Origin of the sequence: Tabrizicola piscis, from assembly GCF_003940805.1 — a bacterium.
GTDB classification, from domain to species: Bacteria; Pseudomonadota; Alphaproteobacteria; order Rhodobacterales; family Rhodobacteraceae; genus Tabrizicola; species Tabrizicola piscis.
In genome coordinates, this window is record NZ_CP034328.1 from 3,708,300 (window position 1) to 3,722,830 (window position 14,531).

The 14,531-nt window shown below is 64.4% G+C and carries 12 protein-coding genes; 9 read left to right on the forward strand and 3 right to left on the reverse strand.

The window, feature by feature from the left end; genetic code table 11:
• Positions 1-22: 22 nt before the first annotated feature.
• The 4 genes from EI545_RS18020 to der all read left to right on the forward strand — a co-directional run bounded on the left by EI545_RS18020 (position 23) and on the right by der (position 7,099).
• Positions 23-3,382, forward strand: a complete 3,360-nt coding sequence (locus EI545_RS18020) for a caspase family protein (protein ID WP_164517339.1) — start codon at positions 23-25, stop codon at positions 3,380-3,382.
• 126 nt (positions 3,383-3,508) lie between these two features.
• Entirely contained in the window at positions 3,509-4,165 is a 657-nt protein-coding gene (locus tag EI545_RS18025) for a tetratricopeptide repeat protein (protein WP_125326748.1), read from the forward strand.
• 45 nt (positions 4,166-4,210) lie between these two features.
• On the forward strand, positions 4,211-5,569 hold the full coding sequence (locus tag EI545_RS18030; protein WP_125326749.1) for an outer membrane protein assembly factor BamB family protein: 1,359 nt from the start codon (positions 4,211-4,213) through the stop codon (positions 5,567-5,569).
• Between the two features lie 48 nt (positions 5,570-5,617).
• Entirely contained in the window at positions 5,618-7,099 is a 1,482-nt protein-coding gene (gene der, locus EI545_RS18035) for a ribosome biogenesis GTPase Der (RefSeq protein ID WP_125326750.1), read from the forward strand.
• 70 nt (positions 7,100-7,169) lie between these two features.
• On the opposite strand, the gene EI545_RS18040 is transcribed toward der, so the two are convergent.
• Both EI545_RS18040 and serS read right to left on the reverse strand, forming a co-directional pair.
• On the reverse strand, positions 7,170-7,883 hold the full coding sequence (locus EI545_RS18040) for a hypothetical protein (protein ID WP_125326751.1): 714 nt from the start codon (positions 7,881-7,883) through the stop codon (positions 7,170-7,172).
• A 26-nt stretch (positions 7,884-7,909) separates the two neighbouring features.
• Positions 7,910-9,199: a serine--tRNA ligase gene (gene serS / locus EI545_RS18045; RefSeq protein ID WP_125326752.1), complete on the reverse strand. Its 1,290-nt coding sequence runs from the start codon at positions 9,197-9,199 to the stop codon at positions 7,910-7,912.
• 202 nt (positions 9,200-9,401) lie between these two features.
• On the opposite strand from serS, the gene yajC reads away from it, so the two are divergent.
• From yajC to EI545_RS18065, 4 genes are read left to right on the forward strand one after another with little or no spacing between them, the layout of a single operon-like run.
• Positions 9,402-9,731, forward strand: coding sequence for a preprotein translocase subunit YajC (yajC, locus tag EI545_RS18050; RefSeq protein WP_125326753.1), 330 nt, complete (start codon positions 9,402-9,404; stop codon positions 9,729-9,731).
• 10 nt (positions 9,732-9,741) lie between these two features.
• Positions 9,742-11,409 carry a protein translocase subunit SecD gene (gene secD / locus EI545_RS18055; protein WP_125326754.1) on the forward strand — a complete coding sequence of 556 codons (1,668 nt, stop codon included), beginning with the start codon at positions 9,742-9,744 and terminating at the stop codon, positions 11,407-11,409.
• Positions 11,410-11,419: 10 nt separating this feature from the next.
• On the forward strand, positions 11,420-12,391 hold the full coding sequence (secF, locus tag EI545_RS18060) for a protein translocase subunit SecF (protein WP_125326755.1): 972 nt from the start codon (positions 11,420-11,422) through the stop codon (positions 12,389-12,391).
• A gap of 15 nt (positions 12,392-12,406) precedes the next feature.
• Positions 12,407-12,763, forward strand: a complete 357-nt coding sequence (locus EI545_RS18065; RefSeq protein WP_125326756.1) for an Mth938-like domain-containing protein — start codon at positions 12,407-12,409, stop codon at positions 12,761-12,763.
• 55 nt (positions 12,764-12,818) lie between these two features.
• On the opposite strand, the gene EI545_RS18070 is transcribed toward EI545_RS18065, so the two are convergent.
• Positions 12,819-13,805, reverse strand: coding sequence for an aldo/keto reductase (locus tag EI545_RS18070; RefSeq protein ID WP_125326757.1), 987 nt, complete (start codon positions 13,803-13,805; stop codon positions 12,819-12,821).
• 94 nt (positions 13,806-13,899) lie between these two features.
• Here EI545_RS18070 and ccmA point away from each other — a divergent pair, with 94 nt between their 5' ends.
• Positions 13,900-14,517, forward strand: a complete 618-nt coding sequence (ccmA, locus tag EI545_RS18075) for a heme ABC exporter ATP-binding protein CcmA (RefSeq protein ID WP_125326758.1) — start codon at positions 13,900-13,902, stop codon at positions 14,515-14,517.
• The last annotated feature ends 14 nt before the right edge of the window (positions 14,518-14,531 follow it).

Sequence of the window (14,531 nt, forward strand, 5' to 3'; positions counted from 1 at the left end):
GGCAACGCTGATGGGGTGGGTCATGATGCGGCGCGTGGTGCTTGGGCTTTTCGTCTGGCTGGGGCTGGTGACGGCTGCGCTGGCAGAAAAGCGCGTGGCGCTGGTGCTTGCGGCGGAAGATTACAGCCTGATCCGCCCGCTCACGAACCCCGCGAACGATGCCCGCGCGATGGAAGACCTGCTGGAAAAGCTGGATTTCGAGGTGTTCGTCGAAACCGACCGTGATTTGCGCCGGATGCGCCGCGCGTTGGACGACTTCAAGGAAGACGCCGCCGGGGCCGATGTGGCGCTTCTCTTCTTCGCCGGTCATGGCGTGGCACTTGACGGGGTGAATTACCTTTTGCCCACCGATGCTGACGGCTCCTCACCCGAAGCGCTTGCCGCCACCGCACTGCCCTTGTCCGAGGCACAAGAGGTATTGCGGGCCGTGGCCCCGGTGGCCATCGTCCTTCTGGACGCCTGCCGCGATGACCCCTTCGCCGGGGGCGTTGCCGATGGGCGCAGCGCTGGCGCGCTGGACGATGCCGAGCCGGTCCCGGCCGGCACGCCGACCCCGGGCCTTGGCCGGATCGGCCGCGCGGATGGCGTCGTCTTCGCTTTTGCCGCCGCCCCGAACGAGACTGCATCGGACGGCGACGAAGAGAACTCGCCCTTCACCGCGGCCCTGGTCCGGCACTTCTCGACCGCGGGAGTCGAACTCAAGACCGCGCTTACCCTGGTGCAGCAGGATGTCTATGACCGAAGCCGCGGCAAGCAGTTGCCCTATATCGAAAGCGGTCTGCCAAAGCCGATCTTCTTCATCGACGAAGGTGTCTTGCCCGAACGCGACCAGCTCTTGATCGCGATGGCCGACCTCACCCCCGACCTGCGGGCTGAGGTTGAGACACTGGCCGCCGAACGCGGTCTGCCGCTGGCCCCGCTTTACGCAGCCCTCCTGTCCGCTGATCTGGGCGACCAGACCCCAGAAGAACGCGCGCGCCTTCTGCTGGAAGCGGCGCTTGGCTACGAACAGTTCCAGACCGAACTCCAGCGCTTCCAGTCCGATGATCCCCGCGTGGCCGACTTGCGCGTCAAGGCCGAAGAACAACTGACCTTGGGTGCCTTTGACGCTGCCCGCTCCCTCCTGACCGAAGCGGCTGAGATTGACGCAACCGCCCGCACCTCGATTCGCGAAACCTATGTATCGCGCACCTTGTCCGAAGCGGCGACCCACATGCTGAACGCCAACGCGGCCCGGACCGACCTGCGCTATGATCTTGCGATTGCCGACCTTGGCAAGGCCGTCACTCTGTATGGCGAGATCGAAGGCGAAGCGCTCGACCGAGACACCCAGTTCAACTACATGCTGGCGCTGACCGACCTTGGCGAATTGCAGCTTGTGGCCGGCAACACCCGTGCGGCCCTCGACGCCTTCACCCGCCGCAGCCAATACGCCCAGGCGCGGGTCGAGGCAGACCCCACCGATGTGGGTTGGGTACGCGAACTGGTGTGGTCCCTGAACAGCGTCGGCAACGTGCTGCAGCAGCAGGGGTTCCTCAAGGAAGCCGAAGCCGCCTATTCCAGCGCGCTGGAGTTTTCCGATTGGCAAGCCGACCAGATGCCCGACGATCCCGACCTGATGCGCGACGGTCAGGTCGCCCGCAACAAGGTGGGCGAAATCCGTTTTGCCAACAACGACTTCACCGGCGCACTGCAGGCCCACAAGGACGCGCTCGCCATGGCCGAGGCGCTGTTGGCCCAGGACCCCGGAAGCATCACCTACCGCCGCGACGTTGCCTTCACGCAGGAACGGCTGGGCGATGTGCTGGTGGCAATGGGCGACAAGGCCGGCGCCAGCGCCGCCTTCGCGGTATCGCTTGAAATCACCGAGGCGCTGGCCGCCGAATACCCCGGAGACGAGACGATCCGCCGTGACCTGTCGGTCAGCTATGAACGGATCGGCGATATGCTGGTGGCGAATGGCGACCCTGATGCCGGCCTTGAATCCTATGGGCTGGCGCTCGCGATCCGTGAGGAACTGGCCGCACTTGATCCCGACAACAAGCTGCGCCAGCGCGATCTGTCCGTGACCTTTGAACGGATCGGCGACATCAACGCGCTGCGGGGCGACATCGACTCGGCCTTGCTGGCGCATCAGGCCGCTGTGGCGATCCGGGAAAACCTTGCAGCCCTCGATCCCACGAACATGCTGTGGCAGCGCGATCTGTCGGTCAGCCATGAACGGCTTGGCGACACTTATTTCAACCAGAATGACTTTGCCTCGGCCCTTGCCGCACAGGAACGCGCGCGCAGCCTGCGCGAAGGGATTGTCGCACTTGATCCGCAGAACCTGCCACGCCAGCGCGATCTGGGCGTGGCGCTGGAAAAGATCGGTGACGTCCGTGCCGCCATGGGTGACCGTGCCGGAGCGATGCAGATGCACACCGAGGCGTTGGCGCTGCGCCGGTCCGTGGTCGCGGCGGACCCGACCGTCCTGCAATACAAGCGTGACGTGACCCTTTCGCTGACCAAACTGGCCGAACTTTACACCGGCGACGGCAACGCTGCCGAGGCTGAACCCCTGATCGCCGAATCCGTGGCGCTGCGCTTCGAAATGGTCGGGGCGACCCCGGACGAGGTTTTCGCGCTCCGCGACCTGTCCATCGCCCAGAATGAACACGCGGCCAGCCTGATGGACCTTGGCCGCTTTGACGAAGCGCTGATTGTCGGCCAGCAGTCCCTGCAGACCGTTGACCGCTTGCTGCAGATTGCGCCCGATGTCCCCGACCATATCCATGACCACCTTGTCACTCTGAACCGACTGGGCGACGCGCAGGTCGCACTTGGCGACAATGCCGCTGCGGTCGGCACCTTCGGCACCATGGTGGCGGTCGGCAGCAGGCTTCTGGACATCGATTCCTTCTCGACCACCTGGGCATCCGACCTTGCCGTGGCGCTGGGTCGGCTGGGCGATGCGCAGGCCGCGACGGGCGACGCAAGGGCCGCGCTCAAAAGCCAGCAGGATTGCCTTGCCCTGCGGGATTGGCTGGTCCAGCAGGACCCCAGCAATGTCGGCTGGTACCGCAGCCTTGCCACCAGTTACGAACGCGTGTCCCTGATGCTGGCCGAGATTGGCGAGATGCAGTCCGCTTTGGATAATCAGGAAATGAGCCTCACGATCATGCGAGATCTGTCGGCGGCCTATCCTGATGACGTGTGGTTCCGCCTTGATCTCGTGCGCGCGCTGGATCTCAAGGCGGTCCTTCTGCAGGACCCGACCGAGGTGAACCAAGAGGCTCTCGCTATCCTGGAAGAGATGTATGCCATGGGCACCTTACCGCAGGACTATGTGGAATGGATCCCGGCGTTCCGTCGTGCTTTGGGGATGCCCACGGAATTCTGACCGGGGACAGTCCGCCGTCGGGTGGGGCAGGGCTTGGCAACCCGACGGCTTTGCCTGTAAGACGGGGACAACAGAAGACAAAGGTCAGGGCCCCGGCACCGCGGCCAAAGCACAGGAACCACGTCGTTGAGCAATCCCGACAGTTTCATCGAGGAAGTCACCGAAGAGGTGCGGCGCGATCGGCTGTTCGGGCTGTTTCGCAAATACGGCTGGATCGGTGGCGTTTTGGTCGTGGCCGTGGTCGGTGGTGCAGCCTGGACCGAATGGTCAAAGTCCCGTGCCGAAGCGCGGGCCGAGGCATTTGGCGATGCGATCATCGACGCGCTTGACCAGGGCACACCGGAAGAACGCCGCGCCGCCTTGTCCGCCATCCCGACCGATGGGGAACAAGCGGCCCTGCTGCAGCTGATCCTCGCCTCGGACCCCGACGAAGACCGCGCCGCAACGCTTGCGGCCCTCGATGTGGTGGTGGCCAATACCACGCTGTCGCCAGGGTACCGCGACCTTGCCGTTCTGCGCCGGGTACTGGTCGCCGGGGCCGATACGCCGCTGGCAGACCGCCGTACGGCGCTTCAGTCCATCGCCGTGCCGGGCCGGCCCTACCGCGCCCTGGCCGAGGAAATGCTGGCCTATCTTCTGATCGAAGAGGGCAAGAATGACGAAGCCATCGCTGCGATGACCACCCTGATGCAAGACCAGGAAGCGTCGGGCGCACTGCGGGCGCGGCTGGGACAGATGGTAGTGGCGCTTGGTGGTACAGTGCCGCAAAGCACCTCGGGCTAAGCGACGTGCGATGATGGTGCAACGGAAGGGCTTCAGGTGGCAGGCATGACGATCCGGCAAACAGCAGGCAGGGTGATTGCAGGCGTGGGGCTTCTGGCGCTTCTGGCGGCCTGTGCCGAACGCGAGGTGATCTTGCAAGGGGAACGCTTCCCGGTCCGGGCCGATCTGGACGCAAGCATCCCGGTCGAAGGCCAACCCGCCCCGACCGCCCCCGCCGAAGCGGAAAACCAAAGCCAAGCGATTTCCCTTCCCGGCCAGACCAACTCTTCGGACTGGACACACCGTGCAGGCAATTCCCGGCACCTGATGCCGCATTCGGCCCTCAGCCCCGCCCCGTCACGGATCTGGACCGCGACCATCGGGTCGGGCAGCAGCCGCAAGAACCGCATCGTCGCCGCTCCTGTGGTGTCGGGCGGGCGAATCTTCACGATGGACGCGGGTGCAATGGTCGCGGCCACGTCGACGGGGGGGCAGGTCGTCTGGACCGCTGACCTGACGGCAGACTTTGATGTGGGCGGTGGCGTATCTGGCGGCGGGCTTGCCGTGGGCGGTGACCGGCTGTTCGTCACCACCGGCTTTGGCGAGGTTGTGGCACTGGATACCGCCTCGGGCCGGATTCTGTGGCGGCAGCGTGTGGATGCACCGGTGTCTGGCGCCCCCGCAACCGATGGCGAGGCTGTCTATGTCAGCGGTCGCGACGGGTCGGCCTGGGCGATTTCGGCAGCGAACGGCAAGGTGATCTGGCGCGTGGTCGGCACTCCCGGCACTGCAGGTTATGTTGGCACCGCCGCCCCCACAGTTGGCGACCGCGCGGTGATCTTCCCGACCAGCGCGGGCGATCTGATGGCCGTTCTCAAGATCGGCGGCGGCACCAAGATCTGGCAGGCCTCGCTGGCGGGCAAGCGGCTGGGCCGCGCCTATGCCTTCACCGCTGACGTGACGGGCGATGCCGTGATCGACGGCAAAGTGCTTTACGCAGGCTCTGCCGCGGGCCGCACCGTCGCGATGTCGGCCTCCTCGGGTGAGCGGATCTGGTCGGCGGGCGAAGGCGCGCTTGGCCCGGTGGCTGTTGGCGGCGGGTCGCTGTTCCTGGTCAATGACCAGGCCGAACTTGTCCGGCTCGACGCGTCTACGGGCGAGGTGATCTGGGCTGTCGAGATGCCGTATTACACCAAAGACAAGATCAAGCGGCGCAAGGCGATCTATGCCCATTACGGTCCCGTGCTTGCGGGCGGGCGGATCATGGTCGTGTCTTCGGACGGGCTTCTGCGCGCCTTTGATCCGACCGATGGCAGACTGACCCACACCGCCGAAATCCCGGATGGCGCGGCAGCGCAGCCTGCGGTGGCGGGCGGGGTTCTCTATGTGGTGGGCGGCAACGGGCAACTTCACGCTTTCCGCTAGGGTGTAACCCGTGTATGGCAACCGCTTCGCCATTGCCGGACCAGAACCATGAGCTTTACCCTCGCCATCGTGGGCCGCCCCAATGTGGGCAAGTCGACCCTCTTCAACCGCCTTGTCGGGCGCAAGCTCGCGCTGGTCGATGACCAGCCCGGCGTGACCCGCGACCTGCGCGAAGGGGATGCCAAGCTGTTCGACATGCGCTTCACCGTGATTGACACGGCAGGGCTTGAGGAAGTCACCGATGACAGCCTGCAAGGCCGGATGCGCCGCCTGACCGAACGCGCGGTGGAAATGGCCGATGCCTGCCTGTTCGTGATCGACGGTCGCGTCGGCGTGACCCCGACGGATGAGGTTTTCGCCGACATCCTGCGCAAGAAGAACGCCCGCGTGTTCCTTGCGGTCAACAAGGCCGAAGGCAAGGCCGGCGATTCCGGCGCGTTGGAGGCCTATTCGCTTGGCCTTGGCGAACCGATCCGCATCTCCGCCGAACATGGCGAAGGGATGGATGACCTCTACCGCGAGCTGAAACCCCTGGAGGGTGAGTTTGCCGAGCGTGAGGCCGAGAATGCCCCGCTGGTTGACCTTGACCTGTCCGAGGAAGAGGCGGAACTGGACGCGGATGAAACCGCCCACTACCCGACCGCAAAAAAGCCGCTGCAAATCGCGGTGATAGGGCGGCCAAATGCTGGAAAATCCACCCTTATCAACAAGATCCTTGGCTACGACCGTCTGCTGACCGGACCCGAAGCCGGGATCACCCGCGACGCCATCTCGGTCCGTGCCGACTGGCAAGGCACCCCGATCCGGATCTTTGACACCGCCGGCATGCGCAAGAAAGCTCGGATCACCGAAAAGCTGGAAAAGCTGTCCGTCTCGGACGGCATCCGCGCCGTGCGCTTTGCGGAAGTGGTGGTGGTGCTTCTCGACGTCGAAATCCCGTTCGAAGTGCAGGATCTGCGCATTGCCGACTTCGCGGAAACCGAAGGCCGGGCGGTCGTGGTGGCGGTGAACAAGTGGGATCTTGAGGACGAAAAACAGGGCAAGCTGGCCGAACTCAAGGAAATGTTCGACCGCCTGCTGCCGCAACTGCGCGGGGCACCGCTGGTCACTGTGTCGGCCAAGACGGGCAGGGGATTGGACCGCCTGCACGACGCCATCCGCAAGGCCCATGACGTCTGGAACCGCCGCATCCCGACCGCGCGCCTGAACACCTGGCTGGGCGCCATGACCGAAGCGCACCCGCCACCGGCCCCAGGCGGCCATCGGATCAAGCTGCGATACATGACGCAGGCCAAGACCCGGCCCCCGGGCTTTGTCATCATGTGCTCACGCCCGGATGAACTGGCCGACAGCTACAAACGCTATCTGGTCAACGGCTTGCGCGAACATTTCGACATGCCCGGCACGCCGATCCGGCTGTTCTTCCGCAGCCAGTCGACGAAGAATCCGTTCAAGGACCAGAAATTCCACACGCCCTCCCGCCTGCGCAAGCACATGGACGGCAAGGCCGGGATCAGCCCCAAACGCTGATCACGTTCCCCGAACGCTCATCATTCGACTTCGTCTCCTCCCCGCGACCCGCCCGCGAGGAGTGACGAAGTCATCGACGAGCCACCCGAGGCACCTGCCAAAGCGTGACAGCCATCACCGCAATTCCTGACGCAGCCAGCACCGCAACCGTCAGGTTCGCCGATGCGTTGGCGACGATCACGCCGACCAGCGCCCAGATCACGGTCAGCCCGTAGACCGGCATTGCCGGGCGGCGCATCTGCACGGTCACGGCGATCCCCAGAACCAAGGCCAGCATCGCAGCGGCCGATCCCGTATCGCTCAGCCAGCCATACCCGGCGACAAGGACACCCGTTGAAACGGCCGAGGCCGCCGAAAGCCAGCCCGCAAAAATTGCCGTCGGGCCGGACAGCATCCAGCGGTCTACCCCCGGATCAGCGCGCAGGAAGGCAAGGATCGCCCCCGCCGCCATGATCCAGATCGTGACCGTTCCCCAGATTGCACTGACCCCGGCAATCCACAACCAGACTGCGCCCACGCCCACCGCCACCGTCAGCGGCAGGCGCACTGCATCCCACGCCGGGTTTTCGGCGCGCTTCCACAGGCCATAGACCGCATGGGCGATCAGCCACAGGTAAATGACGCTCCAGATCGAAAAAGCATAGCCCGCCGGCTGGATCGACGGCCGCTCGATCGGCACCGGGAACATCCCCGGGTCATAGCCGGTGAAGGGCGGCGTTATGAACGGGGCGATGCCAAAGGCGATGGTGGCGATCAGCAGGATCAGGGCTTTTGTTTTCATCATGCTGGTTATACGCGCCTTTCGCCTGATCAGACCAGTTGCCCTTCGGCTGTGATCCTTGACTTGCCGCCCAGATAGGGGACCAGCGCCTCGGGCAGGGTAACCGACCCATCCGCCTGCTGGCCGTTTTCCAGAACGGCAATCAGACAACGCCCAACGGCCAAACCGGATCCATTCAGTGTCGCCACAAATTCCGGTTTTCCGCCCGCAGGCCGATAGCGCGCATTCATCCGCCGGGCCTGGAACTGGCCACAGGTCGAGACCGAGGAAATCTCGCGGTAGGTGTTCTGCCCGGGCAGCCAGACCTCAAGATCATGGGTCTTCTGCGCGCCGAATCCCATGTCGCCGGTGCAAAGAACGATGGTGCGATAGGGCAGGCCCAGCCGCTCCAGCACCGCTTCGGCGCATTTCGTCATGCGGTCGTGTTCGGCAAGGGCAGTTTCGGGGGTGCAGATCGTCACCATCTCCACCTTCTCGAACTGGTGCTGGCGCAGCATGCCGGTGGTGTCCTTGCCCGCCGACCCGGCTTCGGACCGGAAGCAATGGGTATGCGCCGTCAGCCGGATCGGCAGCGCGCCCTCATCCAGAATGTCGCCCGCGACCGAGTTGGTCAGCGTCACCTCGGACGTGGGGATCAGCCACCAGCCATTGGTGGTCTGATAGCTGTCTTCGGCGAATTTCGGCAGCTGGTTGGTGCCGAACATGGCGTCCTCTTTCACCAAAACCGGAGTCCAGGTTTCGGCCAGCCCGTGTTCGGTGGTGTGCAGGTCCAGCATGAACTGCGCCAGCCCCCGGTGCACCCGGGCAACAGCGCCGCGCAACACCACAAAGCGGCTGCCCGACAGCTTGGCCGCCGTGGGGAAATCAAGTCCCGGCTTGGCGGCCGGAATGTCGAAATGTTCCAAGGGCTTGAAATCCAACGCCCGGGGGGTGCCCCAGCGGCGGACTTCGACATTCGCGGTTTCATCCGGGCCGTCAGGCACTTCGGCAAGCGGCAGGTTGGGAATGGTCGCCAGCGCATTGCGCAGCCGGGCATCCTCGGCCCCCGCCTCATCCGTCAGCCTTGCGCCCTCGGCCTTCTTCTCGGCCACCAGCGCCCGCAGGCGTTCAAATTCGGCGTCATCGCCACGCGCCTTGGCCGCGCCCACGTCCTTTGAGGCCGCATTCTGCGCCGCTGCGGCAGTCTCGGCGGCAAGGATCTTCGCCCGCCGCGCCTCGTCAATCGCAAGGAGCTCAGCCGACATCGGCGCCACGCCACGACGCGACAGCGCCGCATCGAAAGCGGCGGGATTTTCGCGGATGAAACGGATGTCGTGCATGGCCTTGCCTCGTGTTCTGCAACTGCAAGCGTCATATGCCCGATATCGGGGCAGGGGGAAAGGTGTCGGCGGGCGGGATAAGTCGTTCAGCCTCTGGCAAAGCGCCGCGAAAGGCCTTACATCACCGGGCAATCGCAGGGTAAAGCCCCGCGAATGACCTCGCTTCGCTGGCCCAAGGCTGGCCCTGCCGGAAAGGATGCCCATGTTCGTGACACCCGCCTTCGCCCAAGCCGCCGGTTCCCCCTCGACCGGGGCCGCCTTCGCGCAGTTCCTGCCGATCATCCTGATCTTCGTGATCTTCTACTTCCTGCTGATCCGTCCGCAGCAAAAGAAGATGAAGGAACACCGTGCGATGATCGAAGCCCTGCGCCGTGGCGATCAGGTCGTCACTTCGGGCGGGATCGTCGGCAAGGTGTCCAAGGTCCAGGAAGACGGCATGGTCGAGGTTGAGATTGCCGATGGCGTCAAGGTCAAGGTGATCAAGCACACGATCGGCCAGGTCCTCAACAAGACCGAACCGGCCGCGGGCTAAGGGTCATCGCATGAAACCGCTGGCGCTGTGGAAGCGTGTCCTGATCCTGCTCGTTTGCGCCTGGGGTTTGATTGGCGCCGCTCCGAACCTGTTTTACGGTCAGGTCGAACGGCATAACGACGCCGCAGCCGCGATCGAGGCTGCAGGCGGTACCGCCTCGCCGGAACAGACCGCCGCTCTGGCCGAATGGCCGGAGTTCCTGCCCTCGTCGCTGGTCAACCTTGGCCTCGATCTGCGCGGCGGCGCGCATCTTCTGGCCGAAGTGTCGGTCGAAGACGTCTACAAGACCCGGATCGACGCGATGTGGCCCGAAGTGCGCGATGTCCTGCGCGACCTGCGTGATCAGGTGGGCAGCATCCGCCGTGCCCCATCGCCCGATGGTGTGCTGCGTGTGACCATCTCCAACCCCGCAGGCATGGCCGCAGCGCTTGAGGCCGTGCGCGGTCTTGGCAGCTCGGTCGTCACCTTGACCGGGGTCGGCCAAAGCACCATCGAGGTCACTGCCGAAGGCGAAGACATCGTCGTCCAGCTGTCCGAGGCGGAAAAGCAGGCCACTGACGACCGCACCTTGCAGCAATCGCTGGAAATCATCCGCCGCCGGGTAGATGAAGTTGGCACGCGCGAACCCACGATCCAGCGTCAGGGCGAAAACCGCATCCTGATCCAGGTCCCCGGCATCGGCTCCGCGGCCGAGCTGAAGGCCCTGATCGGCACGACGGCACAACTGACCTTCAACGCCGTTGTCAGCCGCACGACCGATGTCGGTGCCGACCCCGGCCCGCGCAACCGTCTGTTGCCGTCGATCGACGAACAGGGTGTCTACTATATCGTCGAAGAAACCCCCGTGGTCTCGGGCGAAGAACTGGTGGATGCCCAACCCTCGTTCGACCAGAACGGTCGTCCCGCCGTCAGCTTCCGCTTTGACACGACCGGCGCGCGCAAGTTCGGGGATTACACCGCCGCCAACATCGGCGCCCCCTTCGCCATCATTCTGGATGACGAGGTGATTTCAGCCCCCGTGATCCAAAGCCACATCCCCGGCGGGTCGGGCATCATCACTGGCAGTTTCTCGGTCGAAGACAGCACCCAGCTTGCGGTCCTGCTGCGCGCAGGTGCCCTGCCAGCCAAGATGGACTTTCTTGAGGAACGCACGATCGGCCCGGAACTGGGGGCCGACAGCATCGAGGCGGGCAAGGTCGCGGCGATGGTCGCGGGCGTGGCCGTTGCTGTCTACATGGTCGCCAGCTACGGCCTTTTCGGGCTCTTCGCCAATATCGCTTTGGGCATCAACATCGCGCTGATCTTTGCGGCGCTGTCGGCCGTCGGGGGCACTCTGACCCTTCCCGGCATCGCCGGTATCGTGCTGACCATCGGTATGGCAGTCGATGCCAACGTGCTGGTGTTCGAACGTATCCGGGAAGAGTTGCGGGTCAACAAAAGCCCGGCCCGGGCAATCGAACTTGGCTATGAACGCGCGCTCAGCGCGATCATTGACGCCAACATCACCACATTCATCACCGCGACCGTGCTGTTCACCGTGGGGGCTGGCCCCGTACGCGGCTTTGCCATCACGCTGGGCATCGGCATCATCACCTCGGTCTTCACGGCGCTGTTCGTGACGCGGGTCATTGTTGAAATCTGGTATCGCTGGCGCAAGCCGGCCACCGTCGCGGTGTAAGGGAAAGATCATGGCCTGGCGTTTCCGACTTGCCCCTGAAAAGACCAATGTCGACTTCTTCAAGTACCAGTGGCTGACCTTTGGCGGCTCGATGATGCTGACCGTTGTCGCCATCGTTGCCTGGGCGGTGATGGGCCTGAACTTTGGCATCGATTTCCGCGGCGGCACCACCATCCGCACCGAGGCGTCCGAACCCGTCAACGTCGCCGCCTACCGTGAGGCCCTCACTGCGCTGGACCTTGGTGATGTTGCGATCACCGAAGTGTTCGACCCGTCTTTCGCCGAAAACCAGTTCGTTGCCCAAGTGCGGATTTCCCCGCAGGACGGCCAGGAAGCGGTGACGCCAGAGACGATCCTTCTGGTGGAAGAGCAACTGCGCACCATCGCCCCGTCGATCACCTTCCCGTCCGTTGAATCGGTCGGCCCCAAGGTGTCGGGCGAGTTGATCTGGAAGGCCATCGCCGCGATGGTGGCGGCCAGCTTGGGGATCATGGTCTATATCTGGCTGCGGTTCGAATGGCAGTACGCATTGGGCAGCGTCATCGCGCTGATCCATGACATCTTCATCACGATCGGGGTCTTCGCGATCTTCCAGTTGAAGTTCGACCTGACCATCGTCGCGGCCTTGCTGACGATCCTAGGTTATTCGATCAACGACACCGTCGTCGTCTTTGACCGGCTGCGCGAGAACCTGTTGAAATACAAGACCATGCCCTTGCGGGATGTGATGAACCTGTCGGTCAACGAAACCCTCAGCCGGACGCTGATGACCTCGGTCACGACGCTGGTAGCCCTTGGCGCGATGCTGATCTACGGCGGCGACGTGATCCGGGGCTTTGCCTTTGCCATTTTCTTCGGCGTCGTCCTTGGGACCTATTCCTCGGTCTTCGTCGCCAAGAACCTCGTGCTTTTCATCGGGCTTGACCGCGGTGACAAGCCGAAGGCGCCGGGCAAAAGCGAATTTTCCAACGTCGAAGCCTGACCGGGCGGACTTGTCATGCGGCTGACCGAAATCACCTATGGCACGGCAAAGGCGGTCGAGGGGTATGGCCCCGGCTTCTTCCGCGTTGCGGGCCATGTGCTGCGCGGGGCCTGTCTGGTCACCCCATGGGACGCGGGTCCATGGGGTGGATACGATGACACCGACACCCCCCTAAGCCTTGAAGGCAAGATTGACGTCCTCTTCGTCGGCACGGGTGCATCGGTGGCCCATGTGCCGGCCAGCTTCCGCAGGACGCTGGAAGACAAGGGGATCGGGGTCGAGGCTATGGCCTCGCCCACCGCCTGCCGGACCTACAACGTCCTTCTGGGCGAGGGGCGTCGGGTGGCCGTCGCCCTTCTGCCGGTAGAGTGAGGGGCAAAAGTTTTCGAAAACTTTTGCAAATTCCTTCGAAGGAATTTGTCCCGCGTCACCACAGATGATGCACATGCGGGGCCACAAGCCGGGTATAGACCTCACGCGCGGCCTGCATCACGTCATCTGCCAGCGGTGCCATGTCGGCTGCCACCGCGTTCGCCCGCGCCTGCGCCGGGGATTTCGCGCCCGGAATGACCACGGTCACAGCAGCTTCCATCAAGATCCAGCGCAGCGCGAAAGCCGCCATCGTCGCCCCGGTCGGCACCAGCGCGCGCAACTCCTCCACCGCCTCCAGCGCCACGTCATAGGGCACGCCCGAGAAGGTCTCGCCCTTGTCGAACGCCTCGCCGTTGCGGTTGAAGCTGCGGTGGTCATCCGCCGCGAACTGGCTGTCCTTGGTCATCTTCCCGGTCAACAGGCCCGAGGCGAGCGGGACCCGCGCGATCACCGCGACATTGTTTTGCCGCGCTTCGGGAAAGAACACCTCGGCTGGTTTCATCCGGAGCAGGTTGTAGATGATCTGCACCGACACCACGCCCGGCTGCCGGATCGCGGCCCGCGCCTCTTCCACCGTTTCGACCGACACGCCGTAATCGGCGATCTTGCCCTTGGCCTTGATCGCCTCAAGTGCGGCAAAGACCGCAGGGTTGGAAAACACCGGCGTCGGCGGGCAGTGGAGTTGCACCAGATCCAGACGCTCCACCCCAAGGTTGGTCAGGGACCGGTCAATGAAGCCTTCAAGTGCTGCGCCGGTATAGGCTTCGGCCACATGCGGGTTCAGCCGTCGTCCGGCCTTGGTCGCGACAAAGGGCCGCTCGCCGCCACGCTCGGCCAACACCTCGCTGATGATCCGCTCAGACCGGCCGTCGCCGTAGACATCCGCCGTGTCGATGAAGGTCATGCCAGCATCCAGCGCGGCATGCAGGGCCGCCTTTGCGTCATCCAGGCTGACCTCACCCCAAGTGCCGCCGATGGCCCAGGCGCCAAAGCCAAGCCGAGTGGTTGTGCGGCCGGTGCGGCCGAAGGGAACGCTGTCCATGGGAACCTCCATTGTCTGGGGCAAGACATAAGGTTGCAAAGTGGTGAAGGCCATGGCCCTTTTCGCGGCTGTCCGCATCGGATAGGGCTTTGCCATGGACATGCGGGTGTCAGATCTGGCCGTGGCGCGGGGCGGGGTGACCGTCCTGCAAGGCGTGTCATTTGACCTGCGCGCCGGACAGGCGGTGATCCTGCGCGGGCCGAACGGGTCTGGCAAGACCACCCTCTTGCGCACCTTGGCCGGTTTGCAACCACCTGTCGCCGGGACCATCGACCTGCCGCCCGAGGCTGCGGCTTACGGGGCCCATGCCGATGGTCTGAAATCCACCCTGACCGTGCGCGAGAACCTGACCTTCTGGGCCGCGATCCACGGCTCGGACGCTGTGGACGCCGCACTGACCGGGATGGATGTGGCCAGCCTTGCCCATCGCCGCGCCTCCGACCTGTCGGCCGGCCAGAAACGCCGCCTTGGCCTTGCCCGGTTGCTGGTGTCGGGTCGTCCGGTCTGGCTGCTGGATGAACCGACGGTCAGTCTTGATGTGGCCTCGGTCGCCCTCTTTGCCGGGGTTGTGCGTCGGCACCTTGGTGGGGGCGGGCTGGCGGTCATCGCCACCCATGTTGATCTTGGCCTGCCCGAGGCGGCGGTTCTGGACCTGTCCCCGTACCGGACCCGCATCATGGCGCGCGACGGGTTTGACGAGGCCTTTGCATGACCCCGCGCGCGCCT